Source organism: Myxococcus xanthus (assembly GCF_013116825.1).
Classification (GTDB): domain Bacteria; phylum Myxococcota; class Myxococcia; order Myxococcales; family Myxococcaceae; genus Myxococcus; species Myxococcus xanthus_B.
The window spans coordinates 15,372-33,614 of sequence record NZ_JABFNS010000104.1; the positions used below are offsets into that span (position 1 = coordinate 15,372).

Sequence of the window (18,243 nt, forward strand, 5' to 3'; positions counted from 1 at the left end):
AGCAGTCCGCGCGGTGACCGACCACGGGCGAGACAGTCGTCATCAATGCATCAGCGTTCGTGGATGAGCGGCAGGGCGGGCACGTCCTTCAACGCGGCCTGGTGCGTCACCCGCGTGCCCAGGATGAAGTGCGGTTCGAAGGGGTCGAACGTCTCCTGGCCCGCGTAGACAACGAAGAACTTGCCGCCCCCGTAGGCGACATCCGGCAGGTACTCCTGGGGCTGGTCCCCGGTGGAGATGGGGAAGCCCGAGGGGTCCCACACATCCCCATCCTCGCCCCACCGCGCCCCCCAGACGCTGTGCGGGCCGTCGCGCCTGTCGTCCCAGACGACCAGGGACTTGTTGTTGTGGTGGGCGATTCGCGGTTCGGTCTGCGCGCCCGCGGCAGTGGAGATGGGGATGCCGTCGGGGGCCTTCACCGTGCCATGCCCGCTGACACGCGTGCCGTAGATATCCGGGTTCCCATTCCGGTCATCGGACCAGACCACCTGGTAGTTCTTGCCCGTCCACTCCACGTCAGGTGTCGACTGGGCGCCCTCCGCCTGGGAGATGGGGAAGCCGGTGCCGTCGAGGATGGTGCCGTTCTCCTTCACCCTGTTGCCGTAGATGTCCGCGTGCTCCGGGCCTTGGCCGTGCTCGTCGGACCAGACGACCAGGAACTCCTTCTTGCTGTTGTTCCAGGTCGACGACGCGTCGTACGCGAAGTTGGGGAAGGCGCTGAGCGTGCGGTCGGCCGTCGAGAGGACGACGCCATCCTTCGTCACCCGCGTGAAGAAGATGACCGTCTCTTCGTCACCGGAGATGGTGTACGTCACCAGGCAGATCTTCGGAGAGCAGGCCACGCGCACCGGGCCAAAGGACTCATCCGTCTGGATGGCGCGGAACACCGGCCCCACCACGGTGCCGTCCGGCTTCACCCGCACCCCGTCGACACCATCGCGGCTCTCCCAGACGACGAAGAAGTACTTCCCGTTGAAGGCGATGGCGGGCCGAACCCCATTGTCGTCACCGATGTTGATGCGGATGCCCTCCGGGTCGAGCACGGTGCCGTCCGGCTTCACCCGGGTGCCGTAGATGCCGCCGGTCCGCACGTCCGTCCAGACCGCGAAGTACTTGCCGTCACCGTACGCGACCGCGGGGCCGTAACGCGCCACCGCGACGGGCGTCGAGTAGCCATGGTGTTCATCGAGCCCGGTCTCGGCGCTCGACGTCGCCTCCGCCGTCATCTCCTCCACTTCGCCCTGCGCTTCCTGGTCCGGCGCCACCCCGCAGCCGACCAGCATGGACCCGAACAGCAGTCCGGCGATGCCGGCCTTCACTTCCCGCTTCATGTGCAGCCTCCCCTTCGCGAACAACGGCGCAAAGCTGGAGACCTACACGCACGTCACCAGCCACCCGGGGGGTGCAGTCCGGATAATGCGGTGAACAGGAGCATCGAGCCGCCGCCCCTGCGCGCGCGACGCGGGACTCCGGGGCTCAGGGCCTTCGCACAAACGACGGAGGTTTGGCACGGATACGCCGGGCTGGTGGCGTGCACCTCAATCGCCTGTGCACTCGGCGCCCGCATCGCGGATGTCTGCGTCGTAGTGCAATCGGAGCGGGCCGGAAGCCTCGACTTGACGGACGAACACGGAACCGAAGACCTCGGCGCCCCCGCTCAGGCTGAGTACGGCGCGGGGCGCATAGAGATTGCCCGCGAGGATGCTGCCCGCTGACAGCGCCAGCACGTTCGAGCCCGCGACGTACACTCGCACGCGAGAAGGCGTGGCGGTGGACCCCAACGAGAGCGGTCCCGCCACCGCGACGGCGCCCCCGAGGAACAGGTCCAGCGCGCCAGGCGCCTGAACGTCTACGGACAGTCCTTCGCCCAGGTCGACGACGTCCTCGACGAAGAGCGCCGTGCGCGCGCGAATCCTCAGCGTGGCGCGGCCGGTGCCGGTGATGCGCGTCAGGTGGAAGCGACCACACGGCAGCTCCAGCGCGCGTTCGCCTTCGATGCCCTCCATCGCCGTGGCGTCGAGGCCGATGGCCGCGTTGTCATTGTCAACCACGTGCCGGGCGATGAGCCCGGAGACATCCACCTGGGACGCCGCATCACACGCACAGGGAATGACTGGGTCCACGGGCTCGCGGCGGACCTCGGCCGCGTCCACCGGCCCCAGGACGTGGCCCGCTGGAACCCTGAGCACGCCGCCGACGCTGAAGGCGGGCAACGCGACGTCACCGCGTACGCGGGCGTCTCCCGCGACGGTGGCCGAGACTGGGTTGCCGGTCAGCGGACCACCGCAGTGCAACGCCTCACCCACGCGGAACGTCTGCCCGAGCTGGGCGCCGCCCGCACCGCCAATCCTCAACGAGCCTCCCACCGACACCGCGTCATTGGCCGATAGCGCGCCATTCACCCCGACATCGCCCCCCGCGCCCCCTGGCTGATACCGCCCCGAGGTGCCGTGAAAGGCGTCCGTTTCGAAGGGCGCGCCCAGGGCGAGCCCCTCGCAGGTGCACAGCGCGTGACGGAAGGTCTGCTCCGCCAGACGTCCACTACACACCTGCGAATCGGTATCGGCATCACCCACGACGATGGGAGGCCCGCGCCCCGCGCAGTACGCCTCCCAGTCGGCAGGCGGCTCACCGCCATCGAGCCCACCGGCATCCACCGAGGAGCCCACGTGTCCTGCGTCCGGCGACTGGACGGTGGCCACCAGGTCGCCGCGGGTGCAGCGTCCCATCGACGCCGCCAGGAGCACCGCCAACGTCCATCGCCTGTTCATGGCGCGGTGAGTTCCCGAACGCGCGCGCGAGCTGACGGCACGAGCGGCGAATCCGGATGGGTGGAGAGGAACGACTCCAGCGCGCTGCGCTCCGCGTCCCGGTTGCCGAGAACACGGTGCGCTTCGGCGATGCCGTGCTGCGCCTCCTGGTCGAGCACACCGCGCGGCTGGATGCGAAGCGCCGCCTTGAACTGACGCAGGGCGCCTCGCGCGTCCCCCAGGTGCTCCAGCCGAAGCGAGCCCGAGGCGACGCGCGCGACGTATGACGCGAGCGATGAGGGCTCGGCGCGGATGACGCGCAGGTAGAGCGCCTCGGCCTCCTTCCACCGCCCCTCGGAACGGAGCCCATTGGCCTTGAGCAAGAGGTCTTCCGGAGCAGCCGACTTCACGGAGGCTGGTGGCGCGCGCGGACGCACCGGGTCAGCCGCTCCGCCGGCATCAGCGATGGACGCGGCAGGCACCACCGGCATTTCGGGAGGAGCCTCGTCTGACACGGCATCCGACCGCGAGGGGGCCGCGTCAACCGCACCGCTGCCGCGCAGTGGTGACGCCGTGCCCAACCGCAGGGGCCTCGTGTGCGCGGACGACTCCACCTGCGACGTCGACGCCCGGCTCGGGCGTGTGAAGCTCCAGACCGCGGCCGCGGCGGCGCCCGCGACGAGGAGCGCTCCCGCCATCAACCACACGGGAGGCCGCTTGCCGCGTGGCCGGGGCGCGGGCGGCGCCACCAACGCGCCTGCCTCCAACGCGGTCAGCACCATCCGGGCCGACCGTTCCCGGGAGATGCGTCGGGCCGGCCCCGCGCCTTCGTCCAAGGGCAGGAGCAGCGCATTCAGGGCGTCATCCCCCTCTTCCCTGAAGTCACTCATCCCCGCTCCTCCCCTCCGTCGCCCTCCGCCGCCAGCGAGCGCAGCGCCGTCCGCCCCAAGCGGAGCCGGCTGCGCACCGTCTCGAAGGGGATACCCAGCTCCGTCGAAATCTCCGGCACGCTCAACTCCAGCACGTGGTGCAACACCAGTGCATGCCGCTGCTCATTCGAAAGCCGATCCAGGAGTGTCACCATGTGACGGCGATGGACATACTCGTCCGGCAGGGCATCCTCGGAGGGAACCGCGACCAGCTCCACCGGCGCATCCGCGTGTTGGGCCCCCCGGCCTCGGGAGCGCTTCAGCCATGCGAACGTCGTCCGCGCCACCACCCGGTCCGCCCAGGACTGGAAGCGGCCTTCAGCGCGGTACGACGGCAGCCCCCGCACCAGGGCGATGAGTGCCTCCTGGGCGATGTCCTCCACGTCCACATCCCCGCGGACCAGGTAGCGCACGAGATTGCGAACCCGGGGAAGCAGCTCCATCAACAAAGCGCCGGTTGCCTCTCGCTCGCCCTGGATGGCGGCCTGGATGCGAGGGTCTTCCGCCGCACGACGTGGTTCCGCTGCGTGTGAGCCCGAGCTCCTCATTGTCGCCATGGAGGACGGCACCGGGCCCATCGGGTCATCGGCGCGCACAGAAAAACCACCATCGCCAACCCCAGCCGGGGGCGAACGGCCCAACCCGCACCGCGTGAAACGAAGTTTCCGTCGATGGCGTAGCGAAGCTCGGGCCGTCCCAGGAGGAGCTCCGCGGCCATGCTCGCCTCCAGGCCGACACGCGCCCCCATCCACCAGCGGGCCCGGAGCTCGGGGCCCAGGAGCAGAGCCAACATCGTGCCCGGAGGCGCAGCCTGCACCTCCTCCGTCAGCGCTTGCGTCCGGCGGGTGAAGACCACCACGCCCGCGCCGAGCCCCGCCTCCACGTCCAGTCGCTCCGCCGCCGCCCAGGGCAGCCCCGCCCACACCGACGCCGCGTGCTGCCCCAGCGTCAACTCCGTCCGGGCATCGCGAAGCCGGGCCGGCACACTCGCCAGGACTTGCGCCCGCAGCCGCCACCGGCCCGGCTGCAATCCCACGCCCACCACCACGCCCTGGTGGCCCGTGCGCGTGTACCCGTCCAGCGCGGCATGGCCCCCCAACGTGAGCCACGTCTGGCGCGCTGGGTGCGCCTCGGCCAAGGCGGGCCGCGGGCCCTCGCGAGGTGACGTCACGCCTTCCCGCACGGAAGCCGAGCCCCCTTCCTCCGCGAGCGCAACGTCGGCGCCCTTGGTCGAGGGCGTCCGCGGCGTGGTCCCATCACTGGAGGCCGCATCCTCGATGCGATGCCCCGCCACGGTGTCAGTCCCCTCGCCGTTCGGCGCATGTCGCGGCGGCGCCAACTCCACCACGTCCCCCAGCGGCGCGCCGGCCTCCACCGCGCGCAGTGCGGAGCGAGCAGCCAGCGCCAGCGCCTCCGCCCCCGTGGACCATTCCAGGGAGCCTGGCGACGGCCCCATCCGCGCGGCCCGGGAGAACAGACGCCGGCTGTCGAACTCGGCCACCTGGACGCGAACGTCGCTGCCCTCTCGCACGAACCAGAGGACAGCGCGGGCCTGATGGCGCCCGGCCAGCCGCTCCGCCGCGAGCCATGGGCCCTCGCGAGACGCTCCGAGCGGCGCTCCGGACGAGACCACGAGACGCACGGGCAGGTCGCTGCTCTGCCCCCGCACTCGCACGAGCAAGGCGGTGTCCTCGTCTGACACCACCCGGACGACGGCGGTCCACGGCTCGGCGGCCACGGAAGAGCTGGAGAGCGCCACCAGCAGGACGGCTGCCGCGAAGGACATGCGGCAAACCCTAACGCCATGACGCCGGGGAACAGAAGTCCCCCGGCGTATGGCTTCACGAGACGCTGACAATGCCTGTCAGAAACTCAGCGCAGCTTCCGTGCCAGCGCATCGAGCAGCGAGCCGTCATCACCGCTCAACTCCCAGAACATCGCGCCGCCCAGGTTCTTGTTCAGGATGTAGTCCGCCTTGGCGTTGATGCTCTGCACGTCGTCATACCCAATCCAGATGCCCGTGGCAGGGTTGTAGACGTAGGCCTCCTTCGCCTCCGGGTGGAAGAACTTCGTGTAACCGGAACCGGCACGCTCGTATTTGGCTTTGATGTCCTTGAAGTCGAACACACCCGTCAGGCCCGACGAGCCGTCATCCCAGGTGCCGCGCGTGGGCACGCCGCTCTGGAACAGGCCGTTGTTCGTGTTGGGCACGCCGCCCCAACCCCTGCCGTAGAAGGGCACGCCGACGACAATCTTCGCGGGCGGAACGCCCAGCGCCAGCATCTTCGACACCGAGCCATCCGTGTAGAAGCCCGTGGCCGCGCCCGGATCCCCCGTGACGCGATGGAGCGCCGAGTGGAAGTTCACCGTGCTCTCGAAGGCCCCGTGGTAGTCGTAGGACATCACGTTGATCCAATCGAGCACGTCGGAGAGCTTCTTCGTCTCCTGCTTGTTCTCCAGCAGGTCCGGTGACGCGCCCGTGGCGATGGTGAGCAGGTACGGCTTGCCCGTCTGCGTGGTGACGGCGTTGAGCTGACTGCGGAACTCCTGCATCAGCAGCGTGTAGTTCTGTTTGTCAGCGGGGCTGTTGCTGTTGCCTGGCAGGCCGCCGCCGACCGGGTACTCCCAGTCGATGTCGATGCCGTCGAACACGCCCTCGCCGTTGACGGGGTCCACACCGGGGTACTGGCCACGGATGTAGAGGTCCACGCAGGACTTCACGAAGGCCGCGCGCGAGGCAGGCGAGGACGCCACGGTGGAGAAGTGCGTGGACCAGGACCAGCCGCCCACGGAGATGAGCAGCTTCAGGTGCGGGTGCTGCCGCTTCATCTCCTTGAACGCGCGGAAGTTGCCGCGCAGCTGACCAGGGTCCCATTCCCCCGGCCAGCCGCCGCTCTTGTCGATGTCCGCGAACGGGTCGCCGAGGATGCAGCGTCCGTCCCCGGAGATGTTGGAGAACGCGTAGTTGATGTGCGTGAGCTTGGACGGCGGCACGTTGGACACGTGGTAGTTGCGCGCGTAGATACCCCACGCGGTGAAGTAGCCGACGATGCGCTTTCCTCCCGGCGGCGGGCCACCCGGAATCTCCACGACGACGGTGAGCGTGGTGGTCCCCACGTTGCCCGCGGCGTCATGGGCGCGCACCGCGTAGACATACGTGCCGTTCTGCTCCCAACCGCTGAAGACCCGGCTGAACTGCGAGCCGGTGGCGACGACGGTACCGTTCTCCAGAATCTCCACGCGCGTCACGCCCACGTCATCCGTCGCCGTGGCCGTCAGGCTCAACGCCCCCGCGGCGCTGATGCGCGAGGCACTGGCACTCAAGCCCACGGTGGGCGCCGTGACGTCCCCGCCCGTGCCCGCGTCCGTTCCGCCGCTGCCCGCGTCCGGCTCACCCCCACCCGCGGGCCCCAGGTCCAACCACAGCGCGGCCACCGCCACCGGCGTCCAGTCCGCCTGGGACGTGTGCGGCTGGCGACACTCGTAGAGGCGCCCTTCATACGTGACGCGCGTCCCCACCGAGTACGCGACGCCCACGGCCCACTCCGCGGCCAGGGCCGCATCGTGGAACGCCGTCATGTCCCGGACGTGAGACGACGGCACTTGGGAATCACAGCCAGCCACGGACAAGGCGGTGGCGATCAGGCCAGAGGCCCACCAACTGCGACGCATGCATGTGCTCCTCACCGCGCTGGACACATGCCGAGCCCAAGCCCGGTGCAAGGGCGCCCGGGCTTCTCGACAGAGGTTCCACGCGGCTCGTCTGCGGGTTCACGCAGACAGAGGCAGGCGTCGACGAATTCGGGTTAATGCCGAGAAGCTCGCTTCAGCCCGAGGTGACGGCCTTGCGGGAGAAGGGCATCAGCAGGCGCTCCACGGGGCGGCCTTCCATCAGGTGCTGCTCGACGATGTCCTTCACGTCCTCCACCTTGACGCCGCCATACCAGGTGCCTTCCGGATAGACGACGACGGCGACACCGAAGCTACACGTGTCCAGGCATCCCGCCGCGTTGGCGCGCATGCTCCCCTTGAGGCCCCGCTTGTCGAGCTCCGCCTTGAACGCGGCGCGGACCTCCTCCGCGCCCTTGGAGGCGCAACACCCCTTGGGATTTCCGTCCGGGCGGCGGTTGGTGCAGACGAAGACGTGGCGCTGGTAGGGAGGAGCCATGTCCGCCTCCTAACGCGCGTCCGGCCCAAAATCGATGGCCGCGTTCACCAACGGACCGCCAACGGCGCTGATCCACCACCCCTTGCGGATCAGCACGGTTGCCCCCGCCCGAGTCGTGCACAGACTCACAGCAAACGTCTCCCAGTGATCACGCTCGCTTGGCTCGAAGTGACGATACATGGCTCGCCATCTGGATTCAGGCACTGCAAAGCATGTGTTGCCAGAGCAGGCGCGGCCCTCTAGATCGGGCGCGCGCGCTGAACGCAGTAGCAGCAGGGCAGGCAGGCAGACACCGGACCCCACTTCACGACTGTACACAATTCGTGGTGGGTATGATTTTGACGGATACCATTTGTTGTATCGATAGAATCTTTGACGGAGGTGCTACAGGCGTCTATCCATGGCCTCGTCCGGCAGTCTGGCGGGCATCTCCCAAGAACAGCCGAGGGGCCGGGCGCGCCCCTGCTTCGTCGTCGCGAATCCCCTCTGATGTCACCCGCGTTTCGCGTCGGGCTGATCCATCGGAACCATCGGGATCTCGCGACGTTAGCGTTTTGCAAATTTTGCACCAGAACTCGCAGTGAACTCGCGGAGGGTGGCGACATGGATAAAGAGCTGAGCTCGAAGTCCACGGTGACCGGGAAGGAGCGGCGCGGCGGGCGCAAGGCGCGCGTGGCGGCGACGGGATTGACGGTGGAGCGCTTCTTCACGACACCCGGCGTGGATCCCGCGGATGAACTGGCGTGGGAATACCGCAGCGCCAGCATCACCGGCGAGGATGGCAAGGCCGTCTTCGAGCAGAAGAACATCGAGGTGCCGAAGTCCTGGTCGATGCTGGCGACGAACGTCGTGGCGTCGAAGTACTTCCGCGGCACGCCGGGCACGCCGGAGCGTGAGACGAGCGTGCGCAAGCTGGTGGCGCGTGTGGTGGACACCCTCACCCAGTGGGGTGTGGAAGGTGGCTACTTCACGCGAGACGCGGACCGCGAGGCATTCCACGCGGAGCTGACGCACCTGCTGCTGCGCCAGAAGGCGTCCTTCAACTCGCCCGTGTGGTTCAACGTTGGCGTGGAGGCGCAGCCCCAGTGCTCCGCGTGCTTCATCAACAGCGTGGAGGACAACATGGACTCCATCCTCACGCTGGCGCGCACGGAGGGCATGCTCTTCAAGTACGGCAGCGGCACGGGCAGCAACCTGTCCACCATCCGCGGCAGCAAGGAGCTGCTGGCGGGCGGTGGCACCGCTTCCGGCCCGGTGTCGTTCATGCGCGGCTTCGACGCCTTCGCCGGTGTCATCAAGAGCGGCGGCAAGACGCGCCGCGCGGCGAAGATGGTCATCCTCAACGCCGAGCACCCGGACATCCTCGAGTTCATCCGCTGCAAGTCGAGCGAGGAGAAGAAGGCCTGGGCGCTCATCGAGGCCGGCTACGACCCGTCCTTCAACGGCGAGGCGTACTCGTCGGTGTTCTTCCAGAACTCGAACAACTCGGTGCGCGTCACCGACGCGTTCATGAAGGCGGTGGTGGATGACGCCACCTGGACGACGCGGTCGGTGCGCGATGGCCAGCCGCTGGACACCTATCAGGCGCGCGAGCTGTTCCGGGAGATCTCCGAGGCCGCGCACCTGTGCGGCGACCCGGGAATGCAGTTCGACACCACGGTGAACAGCTGGCACACGTGTTCGACGACGGCGCGCATCAACGCGTCCAATCCGTGCTCGGAGTACATGTTCCTGGACGACTCGGCCTGCAACCTGGCGTCCCTGAACCTGATGCACTTCCGCACCATCGACGGCGACTTCGACGTGACGGCGTTCCGCCATGCGGTCGACATCCTGCTGATGGCGCAGGAGATCATCGTCGGCAACTCGCGCTACCCCACCGAGCGCATCGAGAAGAACAGCCACGACTACCGGCCGCTGGGCCTGGGCTACGCCAACCTGGGCGCGCTGCTGATGGCGTCCGGCCTGCCGTATGACTCGCCCGCGGGCCGCAACTACGCGGGCGCGATTACCTCGCTGATGTGCGGCGAGGCCTACGCGATGAGCGCCCGCCTGGCGGAGAAGCAGGGCCCCTTCGCTGGCTACGCGAAGAACGCGGAGCCGATGCTGGGCGTCATCCGCAAGCACCGCAAGGCCGCGTACCTGATCGCCCCGGAGGGCGTGAGCCAGGGCCTGTTCGCCGCGCAGAAGGACGCGTGGGACCGCGCGCTCGCGCTGGGTGAGGAACACGGCTTCCGCAACAGCCAGGTGACGGTGCTGGCCCCCACGGGGACCATTGGCTTCATGATGGACTGCGACACCACCGGCATCGAGCCGGACATCGCGCTCATCAAGTACAAGAAGCTGGTGGGCGGCGGCATGCTGAAGATCGTCAACCAGACGGTGCCGCTGGCGCTGGAGAAGCTGGGCTACCCGCAGACGCAGTCCCAGGACATCATCAGCTACCTGGACAAGCAGGACACCATCGAGGGCGCGCCGCACCTGAAGCCCGAGCACCTCCCGGTGTTCGACTGCGCCTTCAAGCCGGCCCAGGGCGAGCGCAGCATCCACTGGATGGGCCACATCCAGATGATGGAGGCCTGCCAGCCGTTCCTCTCCGGCGCCATCTCCAAGACGGTGAACATGCCGTCGGACGCGACGGTGGAGGACATCGAGAAGGCGTACATGGAGGCGTGGAAGCGCGGCCTCAAGGCCATCGCCGTGTACCGCGACGGGTGCAAGCGGACGCAGCCGCTGAACACGTCGAAGGAGACGGTGAAGGACACGCGCGCCGCCAAGGCCACCGTGGCCCCCGAGCCCGTCCCCGCCATCCAGCCGGAGCCCCGCGCGGTCCGCCGGCGCCTGCCGGACGAGCGCCGCTCCATCACGCACAAGTTCTCCATCGGCGGCCACGAGGGCTACCTGACGGTGGGCATGTACGAGGACGGCCTGCCGGGTGAGCTGTTCATCGTCATGGCGAAGGAAGGCTCGGTGGTGAGCGGGCTGATGGACAGCTTCGCCACCAGCGTGTCACTGGCGCTCCAGTACGGCGTGCCGTTGAAGGTGCTGGTCGACAAGCTCAGCCACACCCGCTTCGAGCCCAGCGGCTTCACAGGCAACCCGGACATCCCCATCGCCAAGTCCATCACCGACTACATCTTCCGCTGGCTGGAGCTGAAGTTCCTGCCGAGCGAGGAAGAGGACGCGGTGCTGGACCGGGTGGACGTTCAGCCGAAGCGGGAAGCCCTGCCCGCGCAGACGGCTTCGGTGCAGCGGTCCGACGCCAACGCCTCGAAGCGGTCCACCTGGCTGAATCAGGCGGATGCTCCGCCGTGCCACACCTGCGGCGCCATCATGGTGCGCAGCGGTGCCTGCTACAAATGCAGCAACTGCGGCGCGACCAGCGGCTGCAGTTGAGCGCGACGCGCCGTTCTTGAAGTGAAGAGGGCTCCGGAGCACCTGGCTCCGGAGCCCTTCTTGCGTCTCCCCTCCTCCGGCTCGCGCTCAGGCGCTCCGGGTGGGGAGACGGGAGAAGGCCTCGGAGGCCTTCTGCGCGATGCGGGTGAGTTCATCGAGCGCGGGCGCGGCGATGGGCTCCGCGCCGTGGTCCGCGACGATGAACGCCACCGCCTGGCCCCGGCTCCGGATGGCGATGACGGCCAGGTGCGAAGCGTCCTCCCCGCCCAGCGCGGCGAAGATGGCCTCGTCCTGGGAACAGGCCGGTGCGCTGAAGACGCTGGCACCCGCGGACGTCATCGCGGTGTGCAGCAGGGACGGCGCTTCGAGGTCGACCTTGAGCTGGGCGACCGCCGCGCTGTCGCTGCCCGGCCCCCAAGCATGCCCCACCCGCGCGAGGCCGAGGCTCTCTCCCAGGAGGAAGGCGCGCTGGAAGCGGCCCGCGCAGTACGCCAGCACCACCCTGCCGAGCACCCCCTGGGTACTCACGACGTCGAGCGCCGACAGCACGTGCTCCGCCGTCACGGAAGGGCCACCCACGGGCACCTCCGTGGCCGCGCTGGCCGCCGCGGCCAGGAGCGTGGTGATGACATCCGAAGGCTCCGCCGCCGAGGGCTGCCAGGGATGCTGGATGAAGTCCCACGCCGAGGCCAGAGGCACTTCGGTCGCCGCGGGCGATATGGCCGGGCCGTCGAGGTCCACACCGCGGTCCGCCCAGGTCGTCTCCGGGACGTGGCCAATGCGGCCCGTGTCATCGCCGCCCTGCCAGCCCACGAACTCCCACGTCGAAGCGAGCTGCATCGGCTCGTCGGATGCGCCGGACAGGTCATCCAGCTCAATGGGCGCCCGGGGCATGGGGGCGACGGGTCGAGTCGTGAACTCGGGTGCCTCGGCGAAGGGCGCGGGAGCGCCGCCATGCGCGGCGGGCGCCGTGGCGTCGAGGCTGGCCACGGGGACAGCGGGGGTGGTGAGCAGTTCGCCATGCTCCGCGACGACGAAGCCGCGTGCCTTGCGCGGCGCCGGGGTGTCCTGCGCTGGCGTCTCCGCGTGCTGGCCTGTTGAAGCATCCTCCGCCGTCGGGTCGGACTCGCTGTCGATGGCCGCCAGGTCCAACTTGAGGCCGAATGGCTGCGTCACCTCGCCGAAGGGCAGCGCGGCCCCTTCGCCCGAGGATGGCATGGCGGCGGGAGCGGACTCGATGGACGGAGTTGGCTCGGTTTCTGTGGTTGCCGCAGCCGCCTCCGCGGAGCCGTCAGGCGCATCGCTCGGCGTTACGGCGGCTGGAGCGTCTACGGTGGCAGTCGGAGTCGTCTCCGCAGACGGGCTGACCGCGACTGGCACCTGCGTGGCCGGTGAGGATGAATCGCGCGTGAGTTCCGAGGTCGCCGCTGTGGTTTCGGAAGGCTCCGTGCCAGCCAGCGTTTCGGTTGCAGCGGATGGCGCCGTGGAATGGCCAATGGCATCGGCCACGATGACGGGCTCGGCTGGCGTCGTGGAAGCCAACGGCGACGCGGCCTCCGCGGATGCTCCCGCGAGGACTGGACCGGAGTGGACCTGCGAGGCCCCCGGCAGCGCTTCCACATTGGGAGGTTGCGCAGTCCCTTCCGGTTCGGGAATCGAATCCGCGGACGCGACATCATCGGACGACGTCGAGCCCGGCGCGCTCAAAGCGTCAGCGTTCGGCGACTCAACTGGAGAGGCGGACGCGCTCTGTGAGGTCCCAGCATCCGGCCCTGGAGCTGACGCATCCGTCAGGTCGGAGGTCGACGCCACTTCTGCGGCCGGACGAGCGTCAACGCCCGGCACAGGAACCACGGAGCCTTCCACGTTCGTGGACGACACGAGGACGGCGGCGGCAGCAATCTCCGTGTCAGACGAGACCGTCGCCGCCTGGCTGGCTGGCTGTCCCAAGGCCGGTTCAGCAACGGCAACACCTTCATTGGCCGAGTTGGCCTCGGTGGTTGCGGCGGGAGTATCAACGCTCGCGCTTGCCACACCGGGGGCATTCGGCTGGGCCGTAACGAACCTTGCGGCCGATGCATCGACGTTCGCACCTGGCCCAACGGAGTCGTCCGGCCGTGCCAATTCAGCGTCTGGACTCGCAACACGGGCAGCTTCCGACTCAGCGATGGCCGCGCCTGCTGCCGAGGCCTCTGCATCTGCGTTCGGTTCGTCGTGAATGAGGCTGGACGACGGCTCCTCCCCCGGCTCCACACGGACGTCCGCTGCCGTCACCACAGCGGCATCGTCTACTGCCTGCGGCCCAACTGCGGCGTCGGTGGCAATGACCGGCTCCACCATGGCCGTGGCATCCGTGCGGTCTGGCGTCTCGGGAGACACCTCCACATCCACCGCCGACGCATCTTCGGTCGCGACAGGGGGCGCCGACACCACGTCGGGAGCCGTGACGGCAACGGCCTCCACGTCAAAGCCGCGCTCGTCCGGGGACTCTCGTCCTTCAGTCGCGAAGGGAGCAGCCGAGACGCCGTGCCCGCGATGAACCGCGGGCGACATTCCGGGAGGAACCGGCATCGGGCTTGAATCGAAGTCCGGCGCCGAGGGAACACCGCTCGGTGGTACCGAAGCCCCCAGGTCTTGCTCGAGGCGGAGCGGCGGTTCCGTTCCATCCGCGGCAGCCGAGGACGGGACAACGCGTGCTTCCGCTGGAGGCGCCTCGGCTGGCTCATCGGTCCTTGGCGCTTCCGCGGCGGCATTGCCAGGGACTGGCATGTCCGCGTCCACAGGCCGTGCATCCCCCAGGGACACGGGAGGCGGCATCCCCTTGGGGAGCTGCGACGGCATGCCCGCTGGATGCGCAGCGACCACGCCTGAAGGCGGCGTCGGGGACACCTGCGCGGGCGGTCCGCTCGACGGGCTCCGCGCCATGCCCGGCGCGGGTGCGCCCTGCAGGGCCACAGGCGGCCCCCCCGCGGCCGTAGGTACGGGCAATGCGCCCGGAGGCATCTGCCCGTGAGGCGAGTGAGGACGGGGCCTCCCCGGCCCGACGACGGCCCGAGCCCCTGCTGTCATCTCTGGAGACAATGCTCCGAGAGCCACGGGGGCATGGGGCCCCCTGTGCACGGACGAAGGCGGTGCGCCCGTCATTCCGGGTGGCATCGCCCCGCGAGCCTCCGGCACCGCAGGTAGTCCCGGCGACGACGGTGGTCGCGCGCCCATCATCCCCGGAGGCACCGGCCCGTGAGGCACTGGCAGGCCCGGCGCAGGGGGCGGCCGTGCCCCCATCATCCCCGCCGGCACCGGCCCATGCGCCCCTGACAATCCTGGCGCGGGCGGAGGCCGTGCTCCCATCATTCCCGGTGACACCGGCCCCCCATGAGGCCCGGGCATCGCAGGCAGGCCCGACGACGAGGGGCGTGCTCCCACCATTCCCGGTGACACCGGCCCATGAGGCCCTGGCACCGCGGGCAGGCCCGTCGCGGACGGCGGACGATGTCCCATCACCCCGGGAGGGACCGGCCCGTGTGGCCCGGGCGCGGGCGGAGGCCGTGCTCCCATCGTCCCCGCAGGCACCGGCCCATGAGGCCCCGGCACGGCGGGCAAGCCCGTCGCGGACGGCGGACGATGTCCCATCTTCCCAGGCGGAACTGGCACAGCAGGTCCAGGCGCGCCACCCGCCATGCCAGGAGGTCCCGACACCGCCGGCAGTCCCGTCGCAGACGGAGGCCGAGGCCCCATCATTCCTGGAGGCACCGGAGCACCCGCCCCAACCATCGCTGGAGGCTGTGCGCCCATCCTCCCCGGAGGCACCGGCCCGTGAGGCCCCGGCACCGCCGGTACACCCGTCATGGACGGAGGCCGTGCGCCCGCCATGCCTGGCGGCACCCGACCGTGTGGCCCTGGCACCGCGGGCAATCCCGTCGCGGACTGAGGACGTACCGCCATCATCCCTGGTGGAACAGCCATTCCTCCGGGCGCGGCCGACGGCGATGCGCCCAGCATCCCCGGAGGAACCTGCGGACCAGCAGTCCCCACGCCCGGCGCGCCATGCACCGCAGGCAGTCCCATCGCGGACGGCGGACGCCCCCCGGCGCGCTCCGGCGGCATCGACGCCCCCGGTCCAGGCGGCGCCCCCACCATGCCCGGCGGTCCCGCCACCGACTGAAGCCCAGGCGACGACGGAGGCCGAGCCCCCATCATCCCCGGAGGCACGGGAGCGCCCGGATGCGCCGATGGCCGCGCGAGCATCCCAGGAGGAACACCCATGCCCTCGCCCACCCCCGAAGCCCCCCGAGCCGGCGCCCCGGGCTCCGAAGAAGCGGCGCCCATCGGAGGAAACGGAGGCCGAGTCGGCCCCCCCTGCCGCGACGCCAACCCAGGCGGCTGCGTCCCTCCACCGGTCCCCTGCGGAGCCACCGGCATGGCCGAGGCCACGGCCACTCCGGGCGAGGGAACACCCCCATCGAAGTCCTCGGGAACAGCCGCCACGTCCTCGACGACCTCGCCCTCCTCCAGCACCTCCCCTTCCTCCAGGAGGTCAATCTCCTCCGCGGGCGCCGGCTCCAGCGCGAACGGAGGCGGCGCGACGACGCGCGGCGTCTCCGTCGGCGTGAGTCGCGGCGGCGAGACAGGCCGCGCCCCCCCGCCAACTGGCGTCAGCGTTGGAGGCACGGGCACCTCGGGCGTCGCCGCCCGCCTCCCCCCGTCCTCCCCGAGCTCAACCATCGCCACCGGAGGCGCGGACGACGGCCGCGGGTCCAACGGCTGCGAGCTCCCCGACACGGCCGGCGCCCACCGGACCGCGCCCGAATCCTCGGGCTCGGTGTCCGGGTCATCGCCGCTCAAGTACTGCCCGGGAGCGAGCCCACCGAACATCCCTTCCGCCTCGGGCTCCGCTCTCACGGGCGCGGGAGGCGGAGGCGTCGTGCTCAGCGCGGCGGGCATCGAAGGGAGCGCCACGGCCGCGGTCCGCTGCGGACGCTTCGTCGAGGCCATCTGGATGAAACGCGCCTCGCGCTTGATGCCGTAGCGAAGCTCCTGGAACTGGAACAGCCGCAGCTCCGGCGTGACGTACGGAACGATGCGCAGGCCGGTGATGAACCCCAGCGCATCCGCGTGCTCGATTTCCAGCGGGCTGGCCATGGCCACCTTGAGCCGCCGGCCTTCCTGCTCCAGCGGGAAGGCCTGGTGCTTCTCCGCCATCGCCGCGGGAAGCAGTTGCAGCACCGCGTCCGGTGCCGCCACGAAGTCCGCTTCCTGCGCCACCGGGTATCGGCACATCTCCCCCAGCACCATGGCCAGGGTGTCGATGTCGAGGATGTCCAGCTCGACAAGGTTGGAGCCCAACCGTCCGCCATAGATGAGCTGGGCCCGGAGGGCTTCGTCGAGCTGCGCCTGCGTGATGAGGCCCTTGCGGACCAGGATCGCTCCGAGCTTTTCGGCCATGTCCGGCCGATTCTAGACGCCTTCTCAGCGACTGAGACGCCCCTCCCTCGCCGTGGCCGCTGCATGCCAACCAAGCCGCACGACCGGCGCCACAGGCACCTGCGCCGAGTGAAACCAAGGTCCTGGCCCAAGCCCCACGCCGCCGCGGCAAATCAACACTCACCGTGAAACGGAAAATCTCCAACCACAGCGTCCCAGCCACAGAACCCATGGCAATCACAAGGAATTGCCAGTTTCTCAGGATATAACTGGGAGTGCAGTCAAACCCGCCAAGGCTTCACTCCCAGGAGAATCGATGAAACGCATCCCACTCGCATGTCTTGTCACGGCGCTGGTCTCGGGGGCGCCGGCGGCGCTGGCCTCCGATGAGGTCTGCCAGCAGGAAGAAGTTTCCTCGTCGTCACAGCGGCTCACGAAGGTGGGCGAGGACGTCTTCCGTCGCTTCGAGACGGCCCACCCCTACGCCACCACGCAGATTCGCGCCTCCAACGGCCCCATCCACACGGACGTCATCACCCACGCTGGCGCGGCGTACATCGCGCCCCACTTCGAGCGGCTCGACCTGGAGGATGGCGACTTCGTCGTGGTGCGCTCGCCGGACAACTCCCGGTCGTGGCGCTACGACAACTCGCACCCGGGTGCGCGCAGTGGCTTCTGGGCCATCCACATCGCCGGCGAGACGGCCATCATCGAACTGCACAGCCGCGACAGCGTCAGCCGCCGCGGCATCCTCAACAGGCACGGCTATTCCATCGACCGGTATGCCCGGGGCTACACCAACGAGGAGATGGGCGTGTCGAACGACAAGGCGCTGTGCGGCCCGGACGACACGCAGTGGGCGCCCTGCTACGCATCCAGCGACCCCACCATCTACGGCCGCGCTCGCCCAGTGGCGCGCCTGCTCATCAACGGCTCCGGTGCGTGCACGGGCTGGCTCGTGGGCAGCCAGGGCCACCTGATGACCAACCAGCACTGCGTCGGTACGGCGAGCGAAGCGCAGAACACCCAGTACGAGTTCATGGCGGAAGGCGCGAGCTGTTCGACGAGCTGCGCGAGCTGGTTCGGCTGTCCGGGCAACGTCATCCCGGGCGGCACGCTGGTGAAGGTGGACGCGCCGCGTGACTACGCGCTCATCCAATTGTCCCAGAACCCGGTGAACACCTACGGCTACCTCCAGCTGCGCTCGTCCGGCGCCGTGGTGAACGAGCGCATCTACCTGCCGCAGCACCCGGCCGGCCACGGCAAGAAGATCGCCGTGCGCTCCACGCATGCCCAGGACGAGTCCGGCTTCGCGGAGATCTACAGCCGCAACGAGGCCTCCTGCCAGTCCGGTGGCCCCAACGACATCGGCTACTACGCGGACACGCAGGGCGGCTCCTCCGGCTCGCCCGTCATCGGCCATTCGGACAACCTGGTGGTGGCCCTGCACCACTGCGCCAACTGCCCCAACCGCGGCGTGCCCATCGAAGCGGTCATCAGCCACCTGGGCACCAGCCTGCCCCAGTGCGCGCTGCCCGCCGCCGACTGCCCCAACCCCGGCGGCAACGGTGAGCCACCG

10 protein-coding genes are annotated in these 18,243 nt (G+C 69.5%); 2 read left to right on the top strand and 8 right to left on the bottom strand.

Annotation, left to right across the window (positions count from 1 at the left end; genetic code table 11):
• Nucleotides 1–50: 50 nt before the first annotated feature.
• The 7 genes from HNV26_RS26325 to HNV26_RS26355 form a co-directional block, all read right to left on the bottom strand.
• Nucleotides 51–1,331, bottom strand: a complete 1,281-nt coding sequence (locus HNV26_RS26325; protein ID WP_253817053.1) for a hypothetical protein — start codon at nt 1,329–1,331, stop codon at nt 51–53.
• A gap of 207 nt (nt 1,332–1,538) precedes the next feature.
• Nucleotides 1,539–2,771: a DUF7305 domain-containing protein gene (locus HNV26_RS26330; protein WP_171443825.1), complete on the bottom strand. Its 1,233-nt coding sequence runs from the start codon at nt 2,769–2,771 to the stop codon at nt 1,539–1,541.
• Entirely contained in the window at nt 2,768–3,640 is an 873-nt protein-coding gene (locus HNV26_RS26335; protein WP_171443824.1) for a tetratricopeptide repeat protein, read from the bottom strand. The genes HNV26_RS26330 and HNV26_RS26335 overlap by 4 nt, the downstream gene beginning before the upstream one ends.
• A complete protein-coding gene (locus tag HNV26_RS26340; protein WP_171443843.1) occupies nt 3,637–4,128 on the bottom strand; it encodes an RNA polymerase sigma factor in 492 nt (163 codons plus the stop codon). The genes HNV26_RS26335 and HNV26_RS26340 overlap by 4 nt, the downstream gene beginning before the upstream one ends.
• Nucleotides 4,129–4,223: 95 nt before the next feature.
• On the bottom strand, nt 4,224–5,465 hold the full coding sequence (locus tag HNV26_RS26345; RefSeq protein WP_171443823.1) for a hypothetical protein: 1,242 nt from the start codon (nt 5,463–5,465) through the stop codon (nt 4,224–4,226).
• An 86-nt stretch (nt 5,466–5,551) separates the two neighbouring features.
• Nucleotides 5,552–7,351 carry a glycosyl hydrolase family 18 protein gene (locus HNV26_RS26350; protein WP_171443822.1) on the bottom strand — a complete coding sequence of 600 codons (1,800 nt, stop codon included), beginning with the start codon at nt 7,349–7,351 and terminating at the stop codon, nt 5,552–5,554.
• Nucleotides 7,352–7,505: 154 nt separating this feature from the next.
• Nucleotides 7,506–7,847, bottom strand: coding sequence for a (2Fe-2S) ferredoxin domain-containing protein (locus tag HNV26_RS26355; protein WP_140862204.1), 342 nt, complete (start codon nt 7,845–7,847; stop codon nt 7,506–7,508).
• A 603-nt stretch (nt 7,848–8,450) separates the two neighbouring features.
• On the opposite strand from HNV26_RS26355, the gene HNV26_RS26360 reads away from it, so the two are divergent.
• Nucleotides 8,451–11,243, top strand: a complete 2,793-nt coding sequence (locus HNV26_RS26360; RefSeq protein WP_171443821.1) for a vitamin B12-dependent ribonucleotide reductase — start codon at nt 8,451–8,453, stop codon at nt 11,241–11,243.
• A gap of 87 nt (nt 11,244–11,330) precedes the next feature.
• On the opposite strand, the gene HNV26_RS26365 is transcribed toward HNV26_RS26360, so the two are convergent.
• Nucleotides 11,331–16,685 carry a GspE/PulE/PilB domain-containing protein gene (locus HNV26_RS26365; protein WP_171452895.1) on the bottom strand — a complete coding sequence of 1,785 codons (5,355 nt, stop codon included), beginning with the start codon at nt 16,683–16,685 and terminating at the stop codon, nt 11,331–11,333.
• A 295-nt stretch (nt 16,686–16,980) separates the two neighbouring features.
• Between HNV26_RS26365 and HNV26_RS26370 the strand changes: the two genes are divergently transcribed.
• Nucleotides 16,981–18,243, top strand: a 1,263-nt coding sequence (locus tag HNV26_RS26370) for a trypsin-like serine peptidase (protein WP_171452896.1), incomplete at its 3' end; no start/stop codon positions are given.